Below are 25,079 nucleotides of genomic sequence, written 5' to 3'. Positions count from 1 at the left end.
AGGTCCTCGGCGGCCCTCGGGTCCGGCCCGGCCGAGAACAGGGTGCGCACGGCGACGGCGGTGGTCAGTCGGAACGCCTGATGCGTGGCGTCGGCCACCTGCCCGGCCCGCCACCCGGCGGTGAGCGCCGCGGTCTCGGCGGCCGTCGTCCGCGCGTGGTGCGGCAGCAGCGCGCGCCGGAAGGCGGGCTGCACGGTCCCGCGCAGCGGTCGGTGGCCGACGTGCGGGCAGGACGCCAGCCCGTTCCCGAGGAAGGCCCGGACCTTGGCGTACAGCGGCCCCGTCCGGTCGAACGCCGTCCGATCGGTCAGCACCCGCCGCACCGGCTCCGGCCCGCTGGCCACGTACATCTCCCGCGGCCCGACCCGCACCCGCACCCGCACCAGGTCGCCGTGGGCCGGATGGGTGTCGAGGAAGGGCAGCGGCCGGGTGAGCAGCGCGGGCAGGTGGCCCGGCAGCGGCACCCCGCCGGGGGCGGTGACGGGTCGAGCGGCGCGCACGGGCGACCACGATACGCGCCCGGCCGGTGACCCGGAGCGACGCCGACGGGCCGTTGCGCGCCCGGCGCGGGACACTGGAGGCATGAGCGAGTCCGGAGACATATTCCACCCGCCGGTCGTGGTGCGGCCGCCGACCCGCGGGGCGCGGCCGTACCGGCGGGTGGAGATCTACGGACGGGCGGTGGGGCGGGCGACCGGGCCGCAGGACGTGGTGGAGCTGATCCGGCGGGCGGGCGTCGCCGAACCGGACCTGGACGATCCGGACCTGGTGGCGTGGCGGGGCGGCGACCGGACGGTGTGGGCGCACGCGGAGGACTGAGGGGGCCGGACGGGGTCCCGGGTGGGCCTTCCGGGGCAACCTGGTCCCCCCTGGTGCGGAGCGGCCCGGCTCTGGAGTGGCCGGGTGGCGGACGGCGGGAGTGGATGGTGTTCCAGTGCCGCGCCGTCCCCTGGAGCCCCGATGCCCCGTACCCGTCGTGCCGCCGCCGCGATGCTGTCGCTGTCCATCCTGACCGCGGCCGCCTGCGGGTCGCCCGCGAACCTGAACGCACCGCCGGCCGCGGACTCCCCGTCGGCGGCGGCGGCGCCCTCCGCGAGTTCCTCCCCGTCGGTGTCGACGTTCGCGTCCTCGGTGGGCATCAAGGTGGCGCTGGCCAGCGTGGGCAGCCTGGGCCCGGTCCTGGTGGACGCCCAGGGCCGCACCCTGTACCTGTACGGCGCCGACGACTCGGTGCACGCGAGTTGCCTGGACGAGTGCGCGAAGTCCTGGCCGCCGGTGACCACCCCGGGGTTCCCGCTGGCCGGGCCGGGCGTGGACGACGGGCTGCTGGGCGCGGCGGCGCTGCCCGACGGGACGGCGCAGGTGCTGTACAAGGGCCACCCGCTGTACCGGTACACGGGTGACCGGGGGCCGGGCGAGGCCGCCGGGCACACGGTGGCGGACCCGCACGGCACCTTCTACGCGGTGACCTCGCTGGGCGACCCGGTGGGCGTCGACATCGCGACGCTGCGCGGCGCGGGCGGCGCGGTGCCGAGCGCGGGCGCCTCGGCGAGCGCGGGCGCCTCGACGAGTGCGTCGGCGAGCGCGGGCGCGTCCCCGGACACCCCGGCCGCCGACCCGGCGGACCCCGGCGCCCAGGACCCCGCGCAGGCCCCGGCCACCCAGGCCCCGACCGCCCAGGCCCCGGCACAGACGCCCGCGCCCGCCGCCCAGGAGCCCGACCGGCAACCCGCCCAGCAGCCCGCCCAGGAGCCCGACCAGCAGCCCGCCCAGGCTCCGGTCGAGGTGCCGCCGGCCCAGGCCCCCGCCCAGGATCCCGCCCAGGATCCCGCCCAGGCCCCGGCGAACGAGGCCCCTGCGAACGAGGCCCCGGCCGACGCCGGCCCGCAGGAGGGCTGAGGTGGCCGGGCGCCGCCCCGGCGGGTCGGCCGCGGTCCCGCTGCTGGCGGTGCTCGCGCCGGTGGCGGTCTCGCTGGGGCTGCTCTGGTTCGGGCGGGCGCACGTGCCGGATCCGGGGCGGAGCCTGTTCGGGGCGTCCGGCGAGGACGCGCTGCGGCTGAAGTCGTGGCTGGGCTCGGCGCTGTTCGCGCTGGCGCTGGTGCAGGTGGCGCTGGCGCTGGCGATGTACCGGCGCGGCCCGGCGGCCCGTCCGGTGCGGGTGGGGCACCGGGTGGGCGGCTGGCTGGCGTTCGCGCTGTCGCTGCCGATCGCCCAGCACTGCCTGCTGGCGTACGGGGTGCGGTTCACGGACGTCCGGGTGGGCCTGCACTCGGCGACGGGGTGCTTCCTGTACGGGGCGTTCGCGGCGAAGGTGCTGCTGGTGCGGCACGGCGGGCTGCGCGGCTGGGTGCTGCCGGCGGCGGGCGGGGCGCTGTTCTGCGCGGTGGGGGTGCTGTGGTGGTCGGCGGCGCTGTGGTTCCTGGACGGGTACGCCGCGCCCGGGTTCTGAGCGGCGGCGACGGCCGGCCGCTTCCGCGCACCGCCCGTCCGGGGCCGCCGTCCCGGGCGGGCGGTCGCGCGTCCGTTCCGCCGCCGCTCGTTGACAAGCGCCGCCGCCGGGCCGATCCTGGGCAGGCGCCAGCCTGAGCAAGCGCTTAGTCAGCACGTTCCGACCCTCTGCGAGGTGCCCCGATGACCACCGCCGCTCCGCCCGGAATCGACCTGGAGAGGCTGCGCGTCCGCCTGGACACCGCCCTGCCCGCGCCCCTCGCGGGGCCGCTCACCGCCCGGCTGTTCGAGGGCGGGCGGTCCAACCTGACGTACCTGGTCGAGGACGGCGTCTCCCGCTGGGTGCTGCGCCGCCCGCCGCTGGGGCACGTGCTGGCCACCGCGCACGACATGGGCCGCGAGTACCGGGTGCTGGGCGCACTGGCGGGGACGGCGGTGCCGGTGCCCCGGCCGGTGCTGCTGGTGGAGGACGCCGAGGTGATCGGCGCGCCGTTCTACCTGATGGAGTACGTCCCCGGCACCGCCCACCGGGACGCGGAGGCGCTGGCCGCGCTCGGCGAACCGCGGGTGCACGCCCTCGGGGTCCGCCTGGTGGAGACCCTGGTGGCCCTGCACGCGCTGGACCCGGACGCGGTGGGCCTGGCCGGCTTCGGCCGCCCCGAGGGCTTCCTGGAACGCCAACTGCGGCGTTGGGGGAAGCAGTTGGACGCCTCGCGGAGCCGCGAGGTGCCGGGCGCGGACGAGCTGCACCGCCGCCTCGCCGAAACCCTGCCGCCCTCCCCCGCCCCCGCGCTGGTGCACGGCGACTACCGGCTGGACAACGTCCTGGTGGACGGCGCGGACCGGATCGCGGCCGTCCTGGACTGGGAGATGTCCACCGTCGGCGACCCGCTCACCGACCTGGGCCTGCTGGTGATGTACACCGGACTCGCCCGCCGCTTCGACGGGTCGCTCCCCGGCGCGGCCCTCGCCCCCGGCTTCCCGTCCACCGCCGAACTGGTCCGCCGCTACGCGGACGCCTCCGGCCGGGACGTCTCCGGGCTCGGCTGGTACGTCGCCTTCGCCTCCTTCAAGCTGGCGGTCGTCCTGGAGGGCATCCACTTCCGCTACACCCGGGGCGGCACGGTCGGCGCCGGCTTCGACCGGGTCGGCGAACTGGTGCCGCTGTTCGTGGGGTTCGGCCTCGCGTCGCTCTCCGGATCGGTGGAGGGCTGAGCCATGGACTTCTCCCACGACACCCGCACCACCGAACTCCTCGGCCGACTGGGCTCCTTCATGGACGAGTCGGTCTACCCCGCCGAACCGGTGCTGGCCGAACAGCTCGCCGACCCGGCCCGCGAACCGTGGTCGGTCCCGCCGGTGGTCGGCGAGTTGCGGGCCGCCGCGAAGGCCCGCGGCCTGTGGAACCTGTTCTTCCCCGGCGAGCTCGGCGCCGGGCTGACCAACCTGCAGTACGCCCCGCTGGCCGAACTCACCGGCCGCTCGATCCTGTTGGCTCCGCCCGCGCTCAACTGCGCGGCGCCCGACACCGGGAACATGGAACTGCTCGCCCAGTTCGGCTCCCCCGACCAGCGCGAGCGCTGGCTGCGGCCGCTGCTCGACGGCGGGATCCGCTCCGCCTTCGCGATGACCGAACCGGAGGTGGCGTCCTCGGACGCCACCAACATCACCACCCGGATCGAGCGCGACGGCGACGAGTACGTCGTCAACGGCCGCAAGTGGTACATCACCGGGGCGATGAACCCGGACTGCAAGGTCTTCATCGTGATGGGCAAGACCGACCCGGCCGCCGAGCCCCACCGGCAGCAGTCGATGGTCCTGGTCCCGCGCGACACCCCGGGCGTGCGGGTGCTGCGCGGCATGCGGGTGTTCGGCTACCCGGACGACGACCACGGCGGGCACGCCGAGATCCTCTTCGAGGACGTCCGGGTGCCCGCCGCCAACCTGATCGGCGAGGAGGGCGGCGGCTTCGCCATCGCCCAGGCCAGGCTGGGCCCCGGCCGCATCCACCACTGCATGCGGGCCCTCGGCATCGCCGAACGCGCCCTGGAGCTGACCTGCCGCCGGGTCAACTCCCGGGTGGCGTTCGGCCGTCCGCTCGCCGACCAGGGCGTCGTCCAGGACTGGATCGCCGAGGCGAGGGTCCGGATCGAGCAGGCCCGGCTGCTGGTGCTGAAGACCGCCTGGCTGATGGACACCGTCGGCAACCGCGGCGCCCACACCGAGATCCAGGCGATCAAGATCGCCGTCCCGTCCACCGTCGAGTGGATCCTCGACAAGGCCGTCCAGGCCCACGGCGCGGCCGGCGTCAGCCAGGACACCCCCCTCGCCCAGCTCTGGGCCGGCAACCGCACCCTGCGGCTGGCCGACGGCCCGGACGAGGTCCACAAGCGCTCGCTGGCCCGCCGCGAGCTGCGCAAGTACCGCTGAACGCACCGCCGTTCCGGGTCCGGGGTCCAGATCCCGGGCCCGGAACGGCGGACGCCTCCGGCCGCGTCCCGCTAGGGGACGATCGCGAGGCGGCCGGTGGTGGTGCCGGCGGCGAGGGCGTGCACGGCCTCGGCGGCGGACTCCAGGGGGAGCCGGGCGGAGACCAGGGGGCGCGGGGCGAGGTCGGTGAGGGCGGTGTGGCAGGCCCGGACGGCGTCGGGGTCGCGGGTGGTGTACAGGCCCCAGTGCAGGCCGAGCAGGGAGTAGTTCTTGACCAGGGCGTGGCCGAGCGGCGGGGCGGGGATCTCGCCGGAGGCGAAGCCGATCAGGACGATGCGGCCCTCGAAGGCGACGCACTTGGTGGAGCCGGCGAAGGCGGGGCCGCCGACCGGGTCGAAGACCACGTCCGCGCCGCGGCCGCCGGTGGCGGCCTTGACGGCGGCCACGAAGTCCTCGGCCCGGCGGTCGACGACCAGGTCCGCGCCCAACGCGCGGGCGGCGGCCGCCTTCTCCGGGCCGCCGACCACCGCGATGACGAACGCCCCGGCGGCCTTGCCGAGTTGGACGGCGGCGCTGCCGACGCCGCCGGCCGCGGCGTGCACCAGGAGCGTCTCGCCGGGGGCGAGGCGGGCGCGGCGGTGCAGGGCGAACCAGGCGGTCTGGTAGGCGATGTGGAAGCCGGCGGCCTCGGCGTCGTCCAGGTAGTCGGGGGCGGGCAGCGCGGCGGCGGCGTCCATCAGGGCGTACTCGGCGAACGCTCCGGCGGGCAACTGCGCGGCGCCGACGAGGCGTTCGCCGCTGCGCGGGCCTTCGACGACCTCGCCGCAGAGTTCCACGCCGGGGGTGAACGGCAGCGGCGGACGGACCTGGTACTGCCCGGCGGCCATCAGCGCGTCGGGGAAGTTGACGGCGGCCGCCCGTACGCGGACCAGGAGTTGGCCCGGTCCGGGGGCCGGGAGGTCGGCGCCGTCGACGAGTTCCATCACGTCCAGGGGTGCGCCGAGTCGGGTGATCCGCCAGGCTTTCATCGGGCCTCGATCTGTCGTTGGAGTCGGTTCATGCCGCGCAGCCAGCGGTCGGGGGCGGTGGCGCGGGCCGCGTAGTGCCCGGCGGTCTCCGGGTGCGGGAGGATCAGGAACTCGTCGGCCGCCATGCCGCGCAGGGCGCTCGCGGCGACCTCCTCCGGTTCGACGGCGGTGGGCGCGAGCAGCACCTGCCCGTGGACGCCGGTGCCGTCGAGCATCCGGGTGCGCACGCCCTGCGGGCACAGCGCGTGCACCCGCACGCCGCGGTGCCGGTACGTCGCGGACAGCCACTCGGCGTAGGCCAGCGCGCCGTGCTTGGTGACGGCGTACGGGGCGGAGCCGAGCATGGTGAGCAGGCCGGCGGCGGAGACGGTGGCCAGGAAGCGGCCGGTGCCGCGTTCCAGCCAGTCGGGCAGCAGCAGGCGGCTGGCCCGGACGTGGCCGAGGACGTTGACCTGCCAGGCCAGTTCCCAGGCGTCGGGTGCGGCGTCGGGGCCGCCGGTGGTGGCGACGCCCGCGTTGGCGCAGTACAGGTCGACGGCGCCGAGGCGGGCGCGGGCGGTGTCGATCAGCGCGGCGACGCCGTCCTCGCTCGCGGCGTCGCCGGGGACGGCGTACCCGCCGGTCTCGGCGGCCACCGCGCGGGCCGCGTCGGCGTCGAGGTCGTTGACCACCACCCGGGCGCCGGCGGCGGCCAGCGCCCGGGCGAGGGCCGCGCCGATGCCGCGCCCGGCGCCGGTGACGACGGCTCCGGCCCCGGCGAACCCGGGGTCCGGGCTGCTCACAGCCCGCCGCCGAGGGTGACGCCGCCGTCGACGACCAGGGTCTGGCCGGTGATCCAGGCGGCGTCCTCGGAGAGCAGGAAGGCGACGGCGCCGGCCACGTCCTCGGGGAGGCCCAGGCGGCCGAGCGGGTAGGCGCGGGCGACCTTCTCCTCGCGGCCTTCGTAGAGGGCCTCGGCGAACTTGGTCTTGACCACGGCCGGGGCGACGGCGTTGACCCGGATGCCGGGGCCGAGTTCGGAGGCGAGCTCGGCGGTGAGGCGGATCAGCGCGGCCTTGGAGACCCCGTACATGCCGATGCCGTTGGAGGCCCGGATGCCGGCGATCGAGGCGACGTTGACGACGGCGCCGCCGTGCTCGGCCATCCAGGCGGCGTGGGCGCGGCGGGTCCAGGCCAGCGGGGCGAGCACGTTGACGGCGAGGATCTTGGCGGCGGCGGCCGGGTCGGTGTCCAGCACGGGGCCGTAGACCGGGTTGATGCCGGTGTTGTTGACCAGCAGGTCGAGCCGCCCGTAGGTCTCCAGGACGCGGGTGACGGTCTCCTCCTGGTGCGCGGCGTCGTCGGACTTCCCGGCGACGGCGATCGCGTGCTCGGGCCCGCCGAGCGCCTTCGCGGCCTCGGCCAGGGTCTCCTCGGTGCGCGCGGTGAGGCAGACCTTCGCCCCGCGCCGGACCAGTTCCCGGGCGATGCCGAACCCGATGCCCCGGCTCGCGCCGGTGACCACGGCCACCCTGCCCTCGAACGACACAGTCATCCTCGTACCTCGCACCTCTCGGAACCTGATGTGACTAAGCGCTTGCTCAGCATCTTGGCGGCGGGCCACACTGTCAACAGCCCGACGCCGGCGACCCGGCGCCGACAGCCGTCGCCGACAGCCCGCGGCCGGCGGCCCGGCCCGCCGGGTCGGGCCGGAGCCGTCTGGGAGGATGAGCCCATGACCGACCCAGCGACCGACGCGCTCTGGCCCGGGGAGAGCACCGAGGCCGCCCGGCGGCTGCTGCTGGCCGCCGTGGACTCCTTCGCCCGCCGCGGCTACCACGCCACCACCACCCGGGACATCGCCACCGCCGCCGGGATGAGCCCCGCCGCGCTGTACATCCACTACCCCTCGAAGGCGGCGCTGCTCGCCGAGATCTCCCGCACCGGCCACCGCGCCACCCTGGAGCTGGTGGAGCGGGCCGAGCGCACCGGGGCGGACCCGGTGGAGCGGATGCGCGGGCTGGCGGAGTCCTTCACCGTCTGGCACGCCCGCGGCCACACCGTCGGCCGGATCGTCAACCACGAGCTGCACGCGCTGCCCGAGGAGGACTTCGCGGCCGTCGCCGAGCTGCGGATCCGGATCGAGGAGGCGGTGCTGCGGATCATCGCGGACGGGGTGGCGGCCGGCCTGTTCCGCGTCCCCGACCAGCGCACCGCGGCCCGCGCGGTCACCTCGCTCGGCATCGACGTCTCGCGCTGGTACACCGAGCGCAGCAGCGAGTCCCCGGAGGAGCTGGGGCGCCGGTACGGGCAGCTGGTGCTGCGGATGCTGGGCGCGCCGGCCGAGCGGATCGGCGACTGAGCGGATCCCGCACTGGACCACCAGCCTCCCCCTTGGTTAGGTTAGGCTTACCTAATCTAGAGGGAGGCTCCCGTGCTGCCCCAGCCCGCCCACCGCCCGTCCGCCGCCGAACGCGCCCGCACCCTGCTGGAGTTCGCCTCCTCGGCGGTCCTGGACGTCCGCGGCGCCGACCTCACCGCCCGCCCCGGCCTGCCCCCGCAGGTCGCCTGCGCGCCGCGGCCGGACGGCTCGGTCGCGGTGCTGGTCGGCCGCGAGTCGGCCCTCCACCGGATCACCGCACTCGCCCGCGGCCCGCTCACCGCCGAACTCGACTGCGTCGACGTCGCCCCCGTCGCCGTCCCGCACCGCGTCCGGGGCCGGCTCCGGCTCAGCGGCCCGCTCTCCCGCTCCCCCGGCGAGAGCGCCGCCGCGCTGTTCCCCCGCCACGGCCACGGAGGCGGCGTGCTGCTCCGGCTGGAGCCCGAGCACCTGGCGCTGAACGACCTGTGGGGCTCCGAGTGCTGCCTCGACCCGGACGAGGTGACCGCCGCGGCGCCCGACCCGGTGGCCGCACAGGAGGCCGGCCTGCTCCAGCACCTGGCCGCCGCCCACGCCGACCGGCTGCTGCTGCTCGGCGCACGGGCCCTGGAGCACCGCCGGCCCGCCGTCGACCGCCCGCACGCGGTCCGCCCGGTCGCCCTCGACCGCCACGGCCTGCGCGTGCGCCTGCTCATCGGCGACGACACCCTGGACGCCCGCTTCGACTTCCACCGCCCGGCCACCCACCCCGACGACCTGCCGGAGGCGATGCACCGGCTGTTCGCGTCGGCCCTCACCCCCTGAGACAGGCGCCCCCGACGGGGCCCTCCTCAGACCGCCGGGCCGAGGATCGAGAAGTGGCCGCCCTCCGCGTCGGCGAGGCGGGCCACCCGGCCGTAGGGGGAGTCGGCGGGGCCGTCCACGACGCGGCCGCCGAGGGTGGTGGCGCGGTGGGCGGCGGTGTCGGTGTCGGTGACGGCGAAGAAGACCTCCCAGTGCGGGGAGAGGCCCCGGGCGGCGCGCAGCGCGGCGACGCTGCGGTCCTCGGAGCGCAGCACGACGCGTTCGTGCTCGTAGCGGACTTCGAACCGCGCCGGGTCGCGGTCGTCCCAGCGGAACACCTCGCCGTAGAAGAGCGCGGCGGCGAACGGGTCGGCGGTGCGCAGCTCGATCCAGGCGGGGGCGCCGGGGCGGGCGGTCCAGGGGGCGTCGCCGGGGCGGTCGTCGGCGGGTTCGCCCTCCCAGATGCCGAAGGTGGCGCCGAAGGGGTCGGCGGCCAGGGCGACCCGGCCGGCGTCGAAGGCGAGCGGGCCGACGGCGAGGGTGCCGCCGCGTTCGCGGACGCCGTCGGCGGCGCGGTCGGCGCTCTCGATGCCGAAGTAGGTGGTCCAGGCGACCGGGCGTTCCCAGTCGGTGCCGAGCGCGCTCAGACCGGCCACCTCGACGCCGTCGACGACCGCGCGCAGGAAGCGGCCCCAGCGGTCCGGGCCGGGGATGAACTCCCAGCCCAGCAGCGGCCCGTAGAAGCCCTGCGCGGCCGACAGGTCGCGGGCCGTCAGCCCGACCCAGCACGGCACCGCGGGCACGCAGCGCACCGTGGCCGTTCGCTCCACCATCCCGCGGGCTCCCTTCGACGCTCCGCCGGCCGGACGGCCGGACCCGCCCCAGCCTAGGTGGACGGCCCCGCCGGATGGTGGTGCGCCTCGCGGGCGAATCCCGGCCGCGCCCGGCCGCCGTCCGGCGCGGGTCCCCCGATCGGACGCGTGCGGGTGCCATGGTCGGGCAGGACGGCTACGTGGGAACACCGCTGTGGGAAGGACGTGGGCATGGACACCGGGATCGTGATCGTCGGGGCGAGCCTGGCCGGGGCGAAGGCCGCCGAGGCGCTGCGCGCGGAGGGCTACCGGGGGCCGGTCACCCTGGTCGGCGACGAGGCGGAGCGGCCGTACGAGCGGCCGCCGCTGTCGAAGGGGTACCTGCTCGGCAAGGAGGAGAAGGAGAAGGTCTACGTCCACCCGGCCGACTGGTACGGGCAGCACGGGGTGGAGCTGCGGCTGGGCACGGCGGCCACCGCGATCGACCCGGCGGGGCACACCGTGACGCTGGAGGGCGGCGAGCGGCTGCCGTTCTCGAAGCTGCTGCTGGCCACCGGTTCGGCGCCGCGCCGACTGCCGGTGCCGGGCGGCGACGGGGACTTCGTGCGGACGCTGCGGCGGCTCGGTGACAGCGAGCAGCTGCGGGCGGCGTTCCGGCCGGGGGCCCGGGTGGTGGTGGTCGGCGCGGGCTGGATCGGCCTGGAGGCGGCGGCCGCGGCCCGCACCGCCGGGGCGGAGGTGACGGTGCTGGAGGCGGCCGAGCTGCCGCTGCTGCGGGTGCTGGGCCGGGAGGCCGCGCAGGTCTTCGCCGACCTGCACCGGGCGCACGGCGTGGACCTGCGCTTCGGCGTGCGGGTCGAGGAGCTGCGGGCGGACGGGGTGCGGCTGGGCGACGGGAGCACCGTCCCGGCGGACGTGCTGCTGGTCGGCGTGGGCATCAGCCCGAACACGGCGCTGGCCGAGAACGCGGGCCTGACCGTGGACGACGGGGTGCGCACCGACCAGCACCTGGCCACCTCGCACCCCGACGTGTTCGCGGCGGGCGACGTGGCGAACGCCTTCCACCCGCTGTTCGGCAAGCCGATCCGGGTCGAGCACTGGGCGAACGCGCTCAACCAGCCCGCCGTGGCGGCCGCCTCGATGCTCGGCAAGTCCGCGGTGTACGACCGCGTCCCGTACTTCTTCACCGACCAGTACGACCTGGGCATGGAGTACACCGGGTACGCGGAGCCGGGCGGCTACGACCGGGTGGTGTTCCGGGGCGACGTCGCCGGGCGGGAGTTCATCGCGTTCTGGCTGTCCGGCGGGAAGGTGCTGGCCGGCATGAACGTGAACGTCTGGGACGTCACCGACCCGATCCGCGAACTGGTCCGCTCCGGGCGGCCCGTGGACCCCGGGCGGCTGGCCGATCCGGCGGTGCCGCTGGACGAGCTCTGATCCGCCGACCGGGGCGCGGTCAGGTCACGTCGCGCCACATCAGCGGGGCCGCCGGATCGCCGGGGGGCCGGGCCGCGACCTCCTCGTGGGCCTTGGTGAGCAGTTGCATGGCGAGGTCGTTGAGGGCGCGGGCCCCGGCGACCTCCTCGCCGACCCGCAGCTGCGGGAGGTCGGCCCGGTGCCTGGTGGAGCCGCCGTGGCCGCGCAGCTCCGTGCCGTCCGCGAGGCGGACCATCGCGGCGGCCCTGGTGCGGTCGCCGTCCTCCTCGAACTCCATCTCGACGTGCCATCCGACCAGCGTCCTCGTCATGGCCGCCACCTCCCGGGGTGCGTGCGGGGCGTTCGAACCGGTCCGGTCCTTCCAGGGTGCGACGCCCGGGCCCCGGCGGCCAGGCGGGGCCGGACGGGGGACGGACGCGCCCGGGTCAGCAGCGGTCGAGGCCGGTCCGTTCCACGTCGATCGGGGCTTCGCCGACGCTCTCCGGCTCCTCGGCGCTCCCGGGTCCGTCGCAGGACTCCCGGCCCGTCCCGGTGTGCACCACGCGCACCGGATGGTGGGGGTCCTCCTGGTGGACGACCTGCTGCGGCAGGCCGCAGCGCGGGCAGAGCAGGGGGATCTGGTTCATCGCGGCCGTCCACGCGCCCCGCGGCGGGCGGCTCCCGGGCCCGCGTGGCCTCCTCACCCCCAGTGTGCCGCGCCGGACGGGCCGGCGGGGTGGACGGGGACGGCGACCAGCACCGCCGTCCCGGAGCGGACCTCGAAGCGGGCGATCGCCGTCGGGGGCAGCCCGCTGCCGCCGCCGGTGCGCAGCCCGGTGGTGGCGCCGTAGCCGGTGGGCGGAACGGTCCAGGTGGTGACCGTCTGCCGGGTGCCGTCGGTGCCGACGGCGACCAGTTCGCAGGTCTGCGGGCCCGGGACGCGGCCCAGGTCGAGCGTGATCCGGCTGCCCCAGGCGGCGGGGTCGAGGCCGACCGTGGCGGACACCCCGGTGGCCGGGTCGGTGGCGCTGAACCGCTGTGCCACCGAGGCGACCTGACCGCCTTCGAGGACCGCCCAGGTGATCGCGGGGCCGCCCAGCGCGAGGATCGCCGCGACGGCCGCGAGCACCAGTCGCCGCACCCGGGAGCGCCGCCGCTCGGCGGCCACCCGGCCGAGCAGCCGCTCCGCGCCGCCGGGTTCGACGCCCCCGGCGGGCGCCGCGGGCTCCGGGAGCGCGTCCTCGGCGAGTTCGGCGAGCAGCGCGGTGGTCGGGGCGAGTTCGGCGGCCTCGGCGGTGCAGCGCGGACAGTGCGCGAGGTGGTCGGCGAAGCGGGCGGCGCGTTCGGGTTCGAGCACGCCGAGCAGGTGCGCGCCGAGGTCGGCGTGCGGGTCCTCGTGCCGGCCCTCTCGCGGGTCCTCGTGCCGGCCGTCGCGCCGGTCGTCGTGCGGGTTCTGCGGGGTGGTCATGGGGTCGCGCCCCGTTCCTCCAGGGCGAGCCGCAGGGCCCGCAGGGCGTAGTGCAGCCGGGAGCGGACGGTGCCCGGCGGGACGCCGAGGACGGCGGCGGCCTCGGTGGCGGTGCGGCCGCGCAGGTAGGTCTCGGTGATCGCGGCGCGGTGCTCGGCGGAGAGCGCGCCGAGCGCGTCGGTGAGCGTCATCAGCCGCAGCGCGCGGTCGAGTTCGTCCTCGGCGGCGGGGGCGGCGGCGTCCGGGAGGCGGTCGAGCGCGCTCTCGGGCACCTCGCGGGGGCGGGCGCGGGCGCTGCGGTGGCCGTCGATGACGATCCGGCGGGCGACGGTCGCCAGCCAGGGCCGCAGGCCGTCCCGGTCCGGGTCGAGCCGGTCGAGGTTCCGCCAGGCGCGCACCAGGGTCTCCTGGACGACGTCCTCGGCGCGCTGCCGGTCGCCGCCGACCAGGTGCAGCACCATGCCGTACAGCGGGCCGGCGTGTTCCCGGTAAAGCGCGCGCATCAGCCGGTCCTCGGCGGCGGGGCGCCCGGTGCCGCGGGGGCCGGTGGTGCGCGGGGGCTCGGCCACGGCGCCATCCTCGCGCGCGGGGCGCGGGGCGGCGATCGGGCGCGGGGGGCGCGGGGCGGGGGCGGGGTCTCAAGTCCGGGGCGGCTCGTGTCGATAACCGTGACGGGGGTGCGGCTCGGGCGCCCGAGCCGCACCTCCCGCTCCGCTCCCCCGGCCACGGCCGCCGTCCCGGCGCCGCTCAGTAACCGCCGGGCGAGGTGCCGGGCGTCGTGCCGGGCGAGGTACCGCCGTTGACCGGCATCGCCTTGGCCCCGCTCGGGGTGGCGGCGAACCAGGTGCCGTCCACGCCCTGGCCCTTGGTCTCGCCGGGTTTGGTGTCGGGGGCGTAGCGGTACAACGGCCAGCCGTCGAGGGTGAGTTGGTGGCTGCCGTCGGGGCGGGTGACGGTGGAGACGAGCTTGCCGTCGATGCCCTTGAGGTCGGCGCCGCCGCTGCCGCCCGCGAGTTCGGGCGGCCACAGGGCGGCGCAGGAGTCGGTGCAGTGGGTGGCCGAGGGGTGGTTGGTGTCCTGGTCGAAGCGGTACAGGGTGTGGCCCTGGCCGTCGGTGACCAGGGTGCCGAGGACGGCGTCCTGCTCGGTCATCAGGGCGCCCTGGCTCTGCCCGGGGTCGCCGGTGCGGCCCGCCGGGTCGCCGCCGCTCCCGCTGCCGCCGCCGCTGCCGCAGCCGGCGACCAGGGCGGCGGCGGCGAGGGCTCCGGCGGCGAGCAGGGTGAGGCGGCGGCTGCGGGGGGCGGTCCTGCCGGTGCTGGTCATCGGGGTGCTCCCGTCCGGGAGGGTGCGGTCCGGTCCGGTTCGACCGGTTCGTCCGGGGGTACGTACGGCTGGTCCCGGGTGTTCACCGCCGCCGCCGGAATAGTTCCGCAGGTGGCGGAGTTGTGCCGGGCGAAGGGCCCGAACGGCGGGGCCGGAGCTGCGAGAGGCAGGTGGCGATGATGAGCACGGTGGAATTGACCAAGGACAACTTCGACGAGGTGGTCCAGGGCGAGGACGGCAAGGCGTTCGTCCTGATCGACTTCTGGGCGGCCTGGTGCGGCCCGTGCCGCCAGTTCGCGCCGGTCTTCGAGCGGGCGTCCGACAAGCACGCGGACATCACCTTCGCGAAGGTCGACACCGAGGCCCAGCAGGAGCTGGCCGCGGCGTTCGACATCCGGTCGATTCCGACCCTGGCGATCATCCGCGAGGGCGTCCTGGTCTTCGCCCAGCCCGGCGCGCTCCCCGAAGCCGCCCTGGAGGACCTGATCGGCCAGGCCCGGAAGTTGGACATGGCCGAGGTCCACGCCGGCGTGGCCGCCCAGAAGTCCGCCCAGAACTGACGTCCGGCGGCGGTCGGCACGCCGAGCGGCGGCCCGCAGACTGACGGGGCGTCCGGAGAACCACTTCTCCGGGCGCCCCGTTCCGCTGTCCGGGGCCTTCCCGCCGGAACTCCCCGCCGTCGGCGGCGGTCCGGGCGTCCCGTCGGCGCGCTGGCGTGCGGCTGTCAGTGCCCCGGAGCACACTGCTGCGAGACCGCGTTACGACCGAGTCTCCGGATGGGTTCGACGATGAACGATGTACGGGATGCACGGGATTTCCTGCTGGCCGTCGGCACGCAGAAGGGCCTGTTCCTGGGCCGCAGTTCGGACCGCGAGAAGTGGGAGTTCAGCGGCCCGCACTTCCAGATGAACGCGATCTACTCGGTGGGCGTCGACCGCCGCGGCGGCCGCACCAGGCTGCTGGTCGGGGCGGACAGCAGCCACTGGGGCCCGTCGGTGTGGTGGTCGGACGACCTGGGCGCGAGCTGGCAGGAGCCCGCGCGGCCGGCCGTCCGGTTCCCGGAGCGGACGGGCGCCTCGCTGGAGCGGGTGTGGCAGTTGCAGCCGGCCGGCGACGAGGCCCCCGGGGTGGTGTACGCGGGCACCCAGCCCGCCGCGCTGTTCCGCTCCACCGACGGCGGCGAGAGCTTCGCGCTGGTCGACGCGCTGTGGGACCACCCGCAGCGCGAGCACTGGGGCGCCGGCTTCGGCGGCCAGGGCATGCACACGATCCTCACCGACCCGCGCGACCCGGACGCGCTGCTGGTCGCCGTCTCCTCCGGCGGCGCCTACCGCACCGCCGACGGCGGCCTGAGCTGGCGGCCGTCCAACCTGGGCGTGCGCGCCGACTTCCTGCCCGACCGGTTCCCCGAGTTCGGCCAGTGCGTGCACAAGATCGCCCGGGACGCGGGCGACCCGGACCGGCTCTACCTGCAGAACCACGGCGGCGTCTACCGCAGCGACGACGCCGGGCGGACGTGGAAGTCGATCGCCGGCGACCTGCCCGCCGACTTCGGCTTCGGCGTCGCCGCGCACCCGCATACCTCCGGCACCGCGTACCTGTTCCCGCTGGACGCCGACTACGCCCGGCTGCCCGTCGACCGCCGCTGCCGGGTCTTCCGCACCACCGACGCGGGCGAGACCTGGCAGCCGCTGGACACCGGCCTGCCCGCCGAGCAGCACTACGGCGTGGTCCTGCGCGACGCGCTGTGCACCGACGACGCCGACCCGGCGGGCGTCTACTTCGGCAACCGCAACGGCGAGGTGTACGGCTCGCCCGACGGCGGCGACCACTGGTCTCTGCTCACCTCCCACCTGCCGGACGTGCTGTGCGTCCGGGCGGCGGCGATCGGCTGAGCCCGGAGCACCGGGCGGCTCGCGGGCGGCTCAGGAGTCGGCGGCGCGCAGGCGGTCGCTGACGGTGCCGAGGCTGTCGGCGAGGGCGGCGAGCTGCGCCGGGGTGAGGACGTCGATCAGCGCCTCGCGGACGGCGGCGACGTGGCCGGGGGCGGCGGCCCGCAGCACCGCCCAGCCCTGGTCGGTGATCTCGGCGAAGACGCCGCGCACGTCGCTCGGGCAGGAGCGGCGGGCGACCAGGCCGGCCTTCTCCAGCTGGGTGACCTGGTAGGTGAGGCCGCTCTTGGAGGTGACCAGGCGGTCGGCCAGGTCGGTCATCCGCAGCGAGCCGCCGGGGACGGCGGAGAGCTGGACCAGGATCTCGTACTGGGTGTGGGAGAGCCCCGCGTCCTCCTTGAGCTGGCGCTCCAGCCGGCGGGCGACCAGGTTGGTGGCCTCGACGAACCCGCGCCAGGCGGCCATCTCGGTCTCGTCGAGCCAGCGGGGATCGTCCATGGCCCGCAGTCTACTCCGGTTGTTCAAATTCGAACCAAGGTGTACCTTCGGAGCCACAAGGTTCAAATTTGAACTACAGGCCGGCTACAGGAGGACGGACCCATGAGCACCCCCACCACCGAGCGCATGCCCGCCCTCTACCTCTCGCACGGCGCGCCCCCGCTCGCCGACGACCCCGTCTGGCCCGGCCAGCTCGCCGCCTGGTCCGCCGGCCTGCCCCGCCCCAAGGCGATCCTGATGGTCTCCGCCCACTGGGAGGAGGCCCCGCTGGCGATCGGCGCGGTGGACACCGTCCCGCTGGTGTACGACTTCTGGGGCTTCCCCGAGCACTACTACCACGTCCGGTACACCGCCCCCGGCGCGCCCGAACTCGCCGCGTCCGTCCGCAAGTTGCTGAACGCCCCCGGCACCCCCGTGCAGGACGTGCCCGACCGCGGGCTGGACCACGGCGCGTACGTCCCGCTGGTGGAGATGTACCCCGACGCGGACGTCCCCGTCCTCCAGGTCTCCCTGCCCACCCTCGACCCGCGCAAGCTGATGGAGATCGGCCGCAAGCTCGCCCCGCTGCGCGACGAGGGCGTCCTGATCGTCGGCTCCGGCTTCTTCACCCACAACCTGCGCGCCCTCTCCCCCGACGGCCGGGTCACCTCCGTGATGGCCGAGTTCGACGACTGGGGGCGCCGCGCCCTGGAGGCCCGCGACCTCGACGCCCTCCTCGACTTCGAGCACAAGGCCCCCGCCGGCCGGCTCGCCCACCCCCGCACCGAGCACTTCGCCCCGCTCTTCGTCACCCTCGGCGCCGCCGAGGCCGACCTCGGCGACCAGCGCAGCGTCATCGACGGCTTCTGGATGGGCCTGGCCAAGCGCTCCGTCCAGTTCGGCTGAGCCCGGCCGGGGGCGTCAGTAGGCGCAGGTGAAGCGTTCGCCGCGGTGGGCCGGGTGTTCGAGTTCGTCGACCAGGGCGGCGGCGAGGTCGGGCAGCGAGAGGGCGGACAGGCCGTCCGGGGTGGTCAGCAGGTCGTCGGTGCCGGAGCGGTAGGTGCCGGTGCGCTCGCCCGGGAGCAGGTTCTGCGGGGGGCTGAGCACCGTCCAGTCGAGGTCGCGGACGGTGCGCAGGTAGTCCAGGGCCCGGCCGTGGGCGCGCATCAGCTCGAACTGGCGGGGCGTCACGGACGGGTCGTCCCACAGCGGCGCGCCGGACGCGGTGGTGAGGCTGCCGGCGCTGCCGACCACCAGCAGGCGCGGGGCCGCGTCCGCGAGGCTGCGCAGCCCCGCGACCAGCGCGTGCGCGGCGGGCTCCACCAGCCGCCCCCGGCCGGGGCCGTCCCCGCCGCCGACCGCGCTCACCACGGCCCGCCGACCGGCCGCGACCCGCGCGACGTCCTCCGGGTCCAGCACGTCACCGCGCTCCACGCTGATCGCCAGCCCCTGGTACTCCTCCGGCCTCCGGACCACCGCCGTCACCAGGTGCCCCCGGGCCAGCGCCTCGGTCACCACGCACCGGCCGATCGCGCCGTTCGCCCCGATGACCGCGATCCGCATGCCCGACCAGCCTCGCTCTCCGCGCCCTCGAACCTGACGTTTCATCAGAACATGTGAACGCCGCGCGGGGCGGGAAGCCGCCGCGCGGGGTGGTGAGCGTGCCGCGGGGTCGGCCACGACGAGCTTCGAGTCCGGTGCGGCGGACCGGGCAGCCGGACGATTTGTCGTAGATTGCCCGCCTATGGAAGACATTCGCGGTATCAGTCGCCGGTCGGTGCTCAGGACGGTCGCCGCCGTCGGCCTCGTCCCGGCGGCGGGCACCGGAACCGCCGCGGCGGCTGCGGGCCCGACGGCCTTCCCGCAGCCCGCGACCGTCCGGCGGCGGCCGGCGCCGGGGCGGGTGCCGTCGGTGCTGGAGCAGGTGCTGGACGTCCGGTACGCCGAGGTCGGGGTGCCGGGGTACGGGCGGGTCGTCGTCCGCGCCTACAACGGGGGCTTCCCGGGGCCGACGCTGCGGGTGCGGGCCGGGGACACCCTGCTGCTGACGCACGTCAACGGGCTGCCGCCGAACCCCGCCGGCGGCATGCGGGCGGGCCGGATGCCGCACCGCCCCAACAGCTTCAACCTGCACACCCACGGGATGCACGTCTCCCCGGCCGGGCACGCCGACAACGTGCTGCGGGAGTTCGCGCCGCGCGCCGCGGCCGGCGATCCGGAGCCGCGCTACACCTCGGCGGTGCACGTCCCGGCCGACCACCCGGCCGGGACGTACTGGTACCACCCGCACCTGCACGGCTCCACCGCCGAGCAGTTGGCCGGGGGCATGGCCGGGGTGATCGTGGTGGAGGGGGACGTGGACGAGGTGCCGGAGGTCCGGGCCGCCGCGGACGTGGTGGTGTGCGTCAACGAGTTGAAGCTGCGCGACGGCCGGGTGCCGCCGTTCACCTCGGGGGCCTGGACGGCGGGGGTGCCGTCGGTGTTCACCGTCAACGGCGCGGTCAACCCGGTGCTGGCGCTGCGGCCGGGCGAGGTGCAGCGGTGGCGGCTGGTGGGGGCGACCGCGTTCACCGCGCTCAAGCTGCAACTCGGCGGCCCCGAGGGCGTGCTGACGATGCACCGGATCGCCCAGGACGGGGTGACGCTGCCCGCCCCGGTGCCCGCGCGGACGGTCGAGCTGGTGATGGGCAACCGGGTGGACGTGCTGGTCCGGGGCGGGGCGCCCGGGCGGTACGAGCTGCGCGCGGAGCGGGTGCCGCAGCCGCTGCTGACGGTCGAGGTCGCGGGCGAGCCGGTCGTCCCGCCGATGGGCCTGCCGCGCGCCCTGCCGCCGGGCCGGCCGTTCCTCGACGAGCGGGAGGTCACCGGCCCGGACCGGGAGGTGCTCTTCCACCTCGACCCGGGCGTCTTCCCGCAGCCCTTCCCGGACGCCTTCCGGGTGCTCGGCACCCACCCGACCCCGCCCGCCGATCCGGGCGGCGACCTGCGCCGCGACCCGGCGTACGGCCTGTACGACCCCGACCACGTCAACCACGTGCTGCCGCTGGGCCGCACCGAGCGCTGGACGGTGCGCACCGGCGAGACCTCCCCCGGCTTCAACCACCCCTTCCACCTGCACACCAACCAGTTCATGGTCACCCACCGGAACGGCGTCCGACTGGAGCCGCCCGTCTGGCACGACACCGTCGGCCTGGCCGGCGGCACGCCCGGCGAGTCGGTGACCTTCCTGGTCCGCTACGAGGACTTCACCGGCCGCGCCATCGCGCACTGCCACCACCTGCACCACGAGGACCTCGGCATGATGCAGACCGTGCGGTACACGGCCCCCTGACCGGGCCGGCGGCGGGGAGCCGCCGCCCGGGGCGCGCCCGCGCCGCCTACCCGGCGTTCCTGATCTCCTCCAGGGACTGGTCCATCGCCGCCCCGGCCCGGGTGAACCAGTCGGCGATCACCGCGACCTCGTCGGGCGTGTAGTCGGCGAACAGGGCGCCGAGGCGCTCGTAGAACGGGCCGTACACCTGGAAGACCCGGGCCTGCGCGTCGTCCGCCATCACCACGCGGACCCGCCGCCGGTCGTTCGGATCGGTCTCGCGGACGGCGTAGCCGGCCTTCTCCAGGCGGTTGAGCACCCCGGTCACCGCCCCCGTCGTCAGTTGGGCGCGCTCGGCGAGGTCTCCGGCCGCGAGCGGCTCGCCGGCCAGGGCCGCCTCGATGACGAAGCCGAGGCAGGTGAGGTCCGTGACGTTGAGCCCCAGCCGGGCGGCGATGTCCTGCTGGCCGAACTGGGCCAGGGCGATCATCCGGTCCGTCGTCGCCCTCCTCGGCTTCACCACCGCGGGCGCGGCGGGACGACCGCCGGGCCGCCGTTCCGTCGGAGTGACGCGCCGCCCCGGCGGGGCGGGGCGCGTGCTCAGAGCCCGTCGGCGATCCGTCCGGTGAGTTGTTCGAGGAACTCCCGCAGGCTCGGCGCGACGACGAACTCGCCCTCCCGGGAGGCGGTTGCGGACTTCCGGACCGGGCCGGCGGCGTCGACCGCGTACAGGCGGCCGCCGCCGCGCGGGTGTCGGCGGTCGCGGGTCGCTCGTCCCCCGGGGCGCTACAGCTGCTCGAACTGGAAGGAGCGGATGAAGCAGTCCCGGGGCTGGGAGATCGCGAACAGCACGCAGTCGGTGACCGACTGGGCGGTGAGCGGGTCGGCGGCGGTGCGCGGGGCGGTCTCCCAGGACGGGTCGAGCGGGTCGGCGTCGGTGAAGTCGGGCGGGTAGAGGGAGATCACCCGGATGCCCTCGGGGCGCAGCCGGGCGGAGAGGACGTCGGCGAAGCCCGCCTGGGCGGCCTTGGCGGCGTAGAAGGCGGGGTGGGAGCCGGAGCGGTGGTTGCGGGGTTCGGCGACGGAGGAGACCAGGTTGACCACGTCGGCGGCGGCGGAGGCGCGCAGTAGGGGCAGCAGGTGCCGGGTGACCAGGACGGTGCCGGTGGCGCCGGCGGCGATGGTGTCGGCGACCGCCTCGTCGTCGGCGTCCAGCAGGTCGGTGCCGTGCAGGTAGCGGGCGCCGTTGTTGACCAGGACGTCGACCCGGTCGGTGCGGGCGGCGACCGCGGCGGCGAAGTCCCGTACCGAGGCGGGGTCGGCGAGGTCGCAGGGCAGGCCCTCGGCGGGTGCGCCGCTGTCGGCGGCGATCTCGGCGGCGACGGCACGGGCCGTCTCGGCGGAGCGGGCGGACAGCAGCACCCGGGCGCCCAGCCGTCCGGCCCGCAGGGCGAGGGCGCGGCCGGTGCCGCGGCCCGCGCCGGTGACGACCAGGACGCGGTCGGTCAGTTCCATCGGTGGCCTCCGTCGGTGGTGTCCGTTCTCGTGCGCGAACCTACCGGCGCGGACGTGAGCAGTCGGGGCGCGGGAGCCGAAGTGCCGTGCGACTGCGGAGCGGTGCGGGGGCGGCGGCTGCCCGGGCTTCGGGTACGAGGACGCGCCGAGCTGGGTGCGCGGGACGGGCCGGGCGCCGGGGTCAGTCCCGGTGGTCGGCGGTCCGGTGGCGGGTCGCGGCGCGGCTGAACTCACCGGCGCCGACGCGGGCGGCGAGCGTGTCGTCCGGGCCGGAGAGCAGGGAGCCGTAGCCGGTGGCGGCCCACAGGCTGCGTTCGGCGGGGACCTCGAAGTACGGAACGGTGCGGCCCTGGTCGCGGACGGCGAGGACCTGCGGGGAGCGGCGGGCCTTGAGCGCCTGGCCGCAGTCCGCGCAGACGGCGACGTCGACGCGTTCGCGGCGGCCGAGGGGGCGCCAGGTGGTGCGGCGGACGGCGGTGCCGTGCCGGGGGTCGAAGAAGCAGAGCGGCAGCCGGGGTTCGGTGGTGAGCGCGGCGCGTCCCTCGGCGGCGAGGGCGAGCACGCCGGCCAGGTCGGGGATGCCGGCGGCGCCGTCGAGGACCCGGCCGGCCGCGTCGTAGGCGTCCAGGGCGCGGCCGAGGCCGGGGGTGGTGGCGCCGTCGGCGCCCTCCAGGGCGGTGCCGAGGGCGAGCACCTCGTCGGCGGCCTGGCGGCGCAGCCCGGCCTCGTCGGCGGCCCGGTCGGCGGCGAACACCGCGTCCGGGAAGGTGAAGGCGGTGTGCCGGGGCCGGCGGCGGCCGCGGACCACCAGGGCGGCGCCGACGACCAGGACGAGCACCAGCACCGCGGCGACGGCGAACGGGCCGGTGGACGACGAGGACGGGGAGCCGTCGGAGGGCTCCTGGTGCTTCGGGCGGGACGCGTACTCGCGGTCGACGCGCTCGGCCTCGGCCTTGTAGACCTCGGTGCCCTTGCCGGTGCTGATCAGCTCGATCGCCCGGCCGACCTTGGCGGCCAGTCCGGCGTCCTTGAGCTCCTTGATCAGGGCGACGGCGTTGGCCGCGTCACGGGCCTGGTGGGCGTTGCCGGTGGGCCACTCGTAGCCGTTGAGCCAGCTGCCGTAGTCGTCGCTGGTGAGCAGGATCAGCGGGGACTGGCCGAGCCGTTCCTGCACCACCGCGGCCATCGACTTGGCTTCGCCGTTGAAGGCGTCGCCCTTCTGGAGCGGCACCAGCACCACCTTGATCGGCAGCCCGGTCGCGGCGATCTGCTCGCTGATCTGCTGCTGCTGGAGGGGGGTGACGGCGGCGGCGAAGGCCGGGTCGACGTACACCGGGCCGGTCTTGAGCGCGGCCGCGATGCTCTCGCCGGTCGCCGTGGTGGCCGGGGTGGCGTCGGCCGCCCGGGCGGGGGCGCCGGTGCCGAGCAGGACGGCGCAGGCCAGCAGCAGGGCGGCCAGCGGGCCCGGCAGCGGGCTCCGCAGCGGGCGGCGGTTCGGCACGGCGGTTCGGTCACTGGACACTGGCGGACTCCCTGGCCCTGAGGATGAGTGCGTCGAGACCTTCGAGTGCGGCCGGCAGGACCTGGCCGGACCGGTCCCAGGGGACGGGGGCGCCGCCGTCGGCGTCGGGGAGGTGGAGCAGTCGCTTCTCGGCCTCGGCGCGGCGGGCAGTGCGGTCGGCGGCGGTGCGGACGGCACCGCCGTTCTGGAAGTCGTGGTGGCATTCGGCGCAGAGGCGGGCGGTCCGGGGGCTGAGGTCGACGGAGTCGAACCAGGACGGGACCTTGCCTCCGGCGGCGGCGCCGTGCAGCGGGTTGGTGCGGCACAACTGCCGGTCGGGGCGGCCCCGGAGGGCGTCGAAGCCGGCCCGGGCGAGGGCGGTGGCGGCGGCCAGGTCGGACGGGTCGGCGGCGCGTCCGCCGTCCCCGCCGAGCAGGAGTTCGGCGGCGTCCAGGCAGTCCCAGGCGCGGGCCCGGCCGGGGGCGTCCTGGTCGACGGCGGCGAGGCGGGCGGCGAGGGCGCGGGTGTCCTCGCCGGCCCAGACGCGCAGTTGGCGGGCGGTGGGCCGGGCGGCGGTGCGGTGGGGGCCGGCGGCGCGCTGCGCCGGGACCGGGTTGACGGCCCGGTGGCGCCGGGAGCGGACGACGGCCCGGGCGGCGGCGACGGCGCCCCAGGCGAGCAGCAGCAGGATGCCGAGCAGCATGGCACCGAGCAGGACGCCGGGCGCGAAGTCGTCGCTGAACAGCGGCGGCAGCTTGTTGCTGCGCAGTTCGGGCAGCGGGTAGTCGTCGGCGTCGTCGCCCCGCTCGCCGGTGGGCCGGGCGGCGGCGATCTCGTCCAGGGCGGTGTTCAGCCGCTCCGGGATCCTCAACCCGTCGGAGGCGGTGCTGCGGTCGGGGTAGTCGAGGTCGGCGCGCCGGAACCGGCTCTCGACGTCCGTGCCGGCGGGGGCGTACTCGGCGAGCCTGAGGTAGCCGTTGACCGGGTCGACCTGCACGTACACGCCGTCCCGGCCGGTGAGCCGGCGGACTTGGGCGAGCAGGAGCTGACCGTTGCCGGCGCTCTCGTCGTCGGTGCCGGAGGGGGTGAACAGCAGGTGGACGGGGGTCTTGGCGGCGAGGTCGGCGATCCGCTGCCGGACGGCCGCCAACTGCTCGGCGGTGAGCGGGTCGGGGGCGGAGGGGTCCTGGTAGACGCCGCCGGCGGTGAGCGCGGCGGCGGCCTCGGTGGCGCGGGCGTCCAGGTCGGCCCTGGTGACGGTGAGGTCGGGGTCGTCGATGGTCTGCGGGAAGACCGCGGGCGCGGCGAGCACCACGCCGAGCAGGGAGGCGAGTGCGGCCGCCAGGGTCACCGCCAGCACGCCGGGGCGCCACGACCCGGCGGAGGGGGACGCGGGCCTCGGGCGCGGCCCGGCGGCGCCCTTCGCCTTCCGGCCGACGCCCTGCCGGCCCGCACCCTTCTCGAACTGCGGTTTCGCGGCGCTCTTGGCGAGGGGGACGCGGCCGGGGCGGGCGGGGGCGGGGGTGTCGCGGCGGCGGGCGAACCGCAGGCCGAGGGCGAGCAGCAGGCCGGGGACGAGCACCGCGGCCAGGCCGAGCAGCAGGTTCTGGTTCTCCCGGTCGGTGGAGGAGATGTACGTCCGGGAGGGGTAGTCGTCGTGGTTCCGGGAGGTCTCGTCGGCCTCGGCCTCGACCCGGCTCCGGTCCTGGACGACCTTGTCGGCGAAGGCGGTGAGGCGGGCGAGCGGCCCGGCGTCGTAGGGGACCTCGTGGTTGACGATCCGGGCGGCGGCCTCGGCGGGGAGGTCGGTGCCGAACGCGGAGACGGTGATGCCGCCGTACTTCTCGACCAGCACGTACAGTCCGTCGACGCCGAGGCGGTCGTGCACCTGGGCGAGCAGCGTCCGGTCCGCGTCGGGCAGCACCAGGACGTAGGTGGGCACGCCGGTGCGCCCGGCGACGGCCGCGAACTCGGGGGCGAGCGAGCGGGGCACCTGACGCGGCAGGTCGGCGGAGATGTAGACCGGGTTCCTGCGCAGCTCGGCGGCCAGCCGCTCGGACTGCGTCGCCCCGGCGGGCGGTTGTCCGGCGGCGGTCGGCGCGGCGGCGGGGGACGCGGGCGCAGTGGCGGCGGCGCCCGGCGCGGCGGTGGGGTCGGCCGCGGTGGCCGGGGCCGCACCGCCGAGCAGCAGCAGGGCGGCGGCGAGCGCGGCGGCGGCCACCGGGGTGCCCGGGGCCGTCCGCGCCGTCGACCGTTCCCGGTCCCGTGTCCGCCGCTGTGTCCGCATGGGTGCCTCCCGGGTGGTTCGGCCGGTCAC

General features: G+C 76.4%; 27 protein-coding genes. 12 read left to right on the top strand and 15 right to left on the bottom strand.

Going from position 1 to position 25,079, the window contains the following annotated elements:
* Nucleotides 1-582: 582 nt before the first annotated feature.
* The 5 genes from OO48_RS05470 (at nucleotide 583) to OO48_RS05450 (ending at nucleotide 4,878) form a co-directional block, all read left to right on the top strand.
* Nucleotides 583-819 (top strand): hypothetical protein, encoded by a 237-nt coding sequence (locus tag OO48_RS05470; protein WP_033213189.1) that lies wholly within the window; start codon nucleotides 583-585, stop codon nucleotides 817-819.
* 141 nt (nucleotides 820-960) lie between these two features.
* Nucleotides 961-1,899, top strand: coding sequence for a COG4315 family predicted lipoprotein (locus tag OO48_RS34885; RefSeq protein ID WP_081951926.1), 939 nt, complete (start codon nucleotides 961-963; stop codon nucleotides 1,897-1,899).
* A 1-nt stretch (nucleotide 1,900) separates the two neighbouring features.
* The gene (locus OO48_RS05460) at nucleotides 1,901-2,449 is read left to right on the top strand and encodes a DUF6529 family protein (protein WP_063830615.1); all 549 of its coding nucleotides are present in this window, start codon (nucleotides 1,901-1,903) and stop codon (nucleotides 2,447-2,449) included.
* Between the two features lie 182 nt (nucleotides 2,450-2,631).
* Nucleotides 2,632-3,663, top strand: a complete 1,032-nt coding sequence (locus OO48_RS05455; protein ID WP_033213188.1) for a phosphotransferase family protein — start codon at nucleotides 2,632-2,634, stop codon at nucleotides 3,661-3,663.
* Between the two features lie 3 nt (nucleotides 3,664-3,666).
* Nucleotides 3,667-4,878: an acyl-CoA dehydrogenase family protein gene (locus OO48_RS05450; protein ID WP_033213187.1), complete on the top strand. Its 1,212-nt coding sequence runs from the start codon at nucleotides 3,667-3,669 to the stop codon at nucleotides 4,876-4,878.
* A gap of 71 nt (nucleotides 4,879-4,949) precedes the next feature.
* Here OO48_RS05450 and OO48_RS05445 read toward each other — a convergent pair whose 3' ends face one another.
* From OO48_RS05445 to OO48_RS05435, 3 genes are read right to left on the bottom strand one after another with little or no spacing between them, the layout of a single operon-like run.
* Nucleotides 4,950-5,906, bottom strand: coding sequence for an NADPH:quinone oxidoreductase family protein (locus OO48_RS05445; protein WP_033213186.1), 957 nt, complete (start codon nucleotides 5,904-5,906; stop codon nucleotides 4,950-4,952).
* The gene (locus tag OO48_RS05440; protein WP_033213185.1) at nucleotides 5,903-6,688 is read right to left on the bottom strand and encodes an SDR family NAD(P)-dependent oxidoreductase; all 786 of its coding nucleotides are present in this window, start codon (nucleotides 6,686-6,688) and stop codon (nucleotides 5,903-5,905) included. The genes OO48_RS05445 and OO48_RS05440 overlap by 4 nt, the downstream gene beginning before the upstream one ends.
* Entirely contained in the window at nucleotides 6,685-7,440 is a 756-nt protein-coding gene (locus OO48_RS05435) for an SDR family oxidoreductase (protein WP_033213184.1), read from the bottom strand. The genes OO48_RS05440 and OO48_RS05435 overlap by 4 nt, the downstream gene beginning before the upstream one ends.
* Before the next feature lie 180 nt (nucleotides 7,441-7,620).
* On the opposite strand from OO48_RS05435, the gene OO48_RS05430 reads away from it, so the two are divergent.
* Together OO48_RS05430 and OO48_RS05425 are read left to right on the top strand one after the other, a co-directional pair.
* A complete protein-coding gene (locus OO48_RS05430; protein WP_033213183.1) occupies nucleotides 7,621-8,247 on the top strand; it encodes a TetR/AcrR family transcriptional regulator in 627 nt (208 codons plus the stop codon).
* Between the two features lie 72 nt (nucleotides 8,248-8,319).
* Complete coding sequence (locus OO48_RS05425) at nucleotides 8,320-9,069, top strand: DUF2470 domain-containing protein (RefSeq protein WP_051731760.1); 750 nt, start codon at nucleotides 8,320-8,322, stop codon at nucleotides 9,067-9,069.
* Between the two features lie 26 nt (nucleotides 9,070-9,095).
* On the opposite strand, the gene OO48_RS05420 is transcribed toward OO48_RS05425, so the two are convergent.
* Nucleotides 9,096-9,881 (bottom strand): VOC family protein, encoded by a 786-nt coding sequence (locus tag OO48_RS05420; protein ID WP_033213182.1) that lies wholly within the window; start codon nucleotides 9,879-9,881, stop codon nucleotides 9,096-9,098.
* Between the two features lie 210 nt (nucleotides 9,882-10,091).
* Between OO48_RS05420 and OO48_RS05415 the strand changes: the two genes are divergently transcribed.
* Nucleotides 10,092-11,297 (top strand): NAD(P)/FAD-dependent oxidoreductase, encoded by a 1,206-nt coding sequence (locus OO48_RS05415; RefSeq protein ID WP_033213181.1) that lies wholly within the window; start codon nucleotides 10,092-10,094, stop codon nucleotides 11,295-11,297.
* 19 nt (nucleotides 11,298-11,316) lie between these two features.
* Here OO48_RS05415 and OO48_RS05410 read toward each other — a convergent pair whose 3' ends face one another.
* The 5 genes from OO48_RS05410 to OO48_RS05390 all read right to left on the bottom strand — a co-directional run bounded on the left by OO48_RS05410 (nucleotide 11,317) and on the right by OO48_RS05390 (nucleotide 14,067).
* A complete protein-coding gene (locus tag OO48_RS05410; RefSeq protein ID WP_033213180.1) occupies nucleotides 11,317-11,607 on the bottom strand; it encodes a DUF1876 domain-containing protein in 291 nt (96 codons plus the stop codon).
* Between the two features lie 115 nt (nucleotides 11,608-11,722).
* A complete protein-coding gene (locus OO48_RS05405) occupies nucleotides 11,723-11,923 on the bottom strand; it encodes a hypothetical protein (RefSeq protein WP_033213179.1) in 201 nt (66 codons plus the stop codon).
* A 53-nt stretch (nucleotides 11,924-11,976) separates the two neighbouring features.
* Complete coding sequence (locus OO48_RS05400) at nucleotides 11,977-12,744, bottom strand: anti-sigma factor family protein (protein ID WP_051731759.1); 768 nt, start codon at nucleotides 12,742-12,744, stop codon at nucleotides 11,977-11,979.
* The gene (locus OO48_RS05395; RefSeq protein ID WP_106970255.1) at nucleotides 12,741-13,313 is read right to left on the bottom strand and encodes a sigma-70 family RNA polymerase sigma factor; all 573 of its coding nucleotides are present in this window, start codon (nucleotides 13,311-13,313) and stop codon (nucleotides 12,741-12,743) included. The genes OO48_RS05400 and OO48_RS05395 overlap by 4 nt, the downstream gene beginning before the upstream one ends.
* Nucleotides 13,314-13,491: 178 nt before the next feature.
* On the bottom strand, nucleotides 13,492-14,067 hold the full coding sequence (locus tag OO48_RS05390) for a hypothetical protein (RefSeq protein ID WP_051731758.1): 576 nt from the start codon (nucleotides 14,065-14,067) through the stop codon (nucleotides 13,492-13,494).
* Between the two features lie 170 nt (nucleotides 14,068-14,237).
* Here OO48_RS05390 and trxA point away from each other — a divergent pair, with 170 nt between their 5' ends.
* Together trxA and OO48_RS05380 are read left to right on the top strand one after the other, a co-directional pair.
* A complete protein-coding gene (gene trxA / locus OO48_RS05385) occupies nucleotides 14,238-14,627 on the top strand; it encodes a thioredoxin (protein WP_280842390.1) in 390 nt (129 codons plus the stop codon).
* 228 nt (nucleotides 14,628-14,855) lie between these two features.
* Nucleotides 14,856-15,962, top strand: a complete 1,107-nt coding sequence (locus tag OO48_RS05380; protein ID WP_033213178.1) for a WD40/YVTN/BNR-like repeat-containing protein — start codon at nucleotides 14,856-14,858, stop codon at nucleotides 15,960-15,962.
* Nucleotides 15,963-15,992: 30 nt separating this feature from the next.
* Here OO48_RS05380 and OO48_RS05375 read toward each other — a convergent pair whose 3' ends face one another.
* Nucleotides 15,993-16,457 (bottom strand): MarR family winged helix-turn-helix transcriptional regulator, encoded by a 465-nt coding sequence (locus tag OO48_RS05375; protein WP_033213177.1) that lies wholly within the window; start codon nucleotides 16,455-16,457, stop codon nucleotides 15,993-15,995.
* Nucleotides 16,458-16,559: 102 nt separating this feature from the next.
* On the opposite strand from OO48_RS05375, the gene OO48_RS05370 reads away from it, so the two are divergent.
* Complete coding sequence (locus OO48_RS05370; protein WP_033213176.1) at nucleotides 16,560-17,342, top strand: dioxygenase family protein; 783 nt, start codon at nucleotides 16,560-16,562, stop codon at nucleotides 17,340-17,342.
* A 15-nt stretch (nucleotides 17,343-17,357) separates the two neighbouring features.
* On the opposite strand, the gene OO48_RS05365 is transcribed toward OO48_RS05370, so the two are convergent.
* Entirely contained in the window at nucleotides 17,358-17,999 is a 642-nt protein-coding gene (locus OO48_RS05365; protein ID WP_033213175.1) for an NAD(P)-dependent oxidoreductase, read from the bottom strand.
* Nucleotides 18,000-18,180: 181 nt separating this feature from the next.
* On the opposite strand from OO48_RS05365, the gene OO48_RS05360 reads away from it, so the two are divergent.
* Entirely contained in the window at nucleotides 18,181-19,767 is a 1,587-nt protein-coding gene (locus OO48_RS05360) for a multicopper oxidase family protein (RefSeq protein ID WP_081951924.1), read from the top strand.
* A gap of 46 nt (nucleotides 19,768-19,813) precedes the next feature.
* Here the strand turns inward: OO48_RS05360 and OO48_RS05355 are convergent, their stop codons facing one another.
* From OO48_RS05355 to OO48_RS05340, 4 genes are all read right to left on the bottom strand, one after another.
* Nucleotides 19,814-20,236: a MarR family transcriptional regulator gene (locus OO48_RS05355; RefSeq protein WP_051731757.1), complete on the bottom strand. Its 423-nt coding sequence runs from the start codon at nucleotides 20,234-20,236 to the stop codon at nucleotides 19,814-19,816.
* Nucleotides 20,237-20,532: 296 nt separating this feature from the next.
* Nucleotides 20,533-21,261: an SDR family oxidoreductase gene (locus OO48_RS05350; protein ID WP_033213173.1), complete on the bottom strand. Its 729-nt coding sequence runs from the start codon at nucleotides 21,259-21,261 to the stop codon at nucleotides 20,533-20,535.
* A 181-nt stretch (nucleotides 21,262-21,442) separates the two neighbouring features.
* A complete protein-coding gene (locus OO48_RS05345) occupies nucleotides 21,443-22,783 on the bottom strand; it encodes a hypothetical protein (RefSeq protein WP_245194520.1) in 1,341 nt (446 codons plus the stop codon).
* Complete coding sequence (locus OO48_RS05340) at nucleotides 22,773-25,049, bottom strand: hypothetical protein (protein ID WP_157845381.1); 2,277 nt, start codon at nucleotides 25,047-25,049, stop codon at nucleotides 22,773-22,775. Before OO48_RS05340 ends, OO48_RS05345 begins: the two co-directional genes overlap by 11 nt.
* Between the last annotated feature and the right edge of the window lie 30 nt (nucleotides 25,050-25,079).

It is taken from the genome of Kitasatospora phosalacinea, assembly GCF_000716545.1.
Lineage (GTDB): Bacteria > Actinomycetota > Actinomycetes > Streptomycetales > Streptomycetaceae > Kitasatospora > Kitasatospora phosalacinea.
This window is presented reverse-complemented; position numbering and strand designations above follow the sequence as displayed.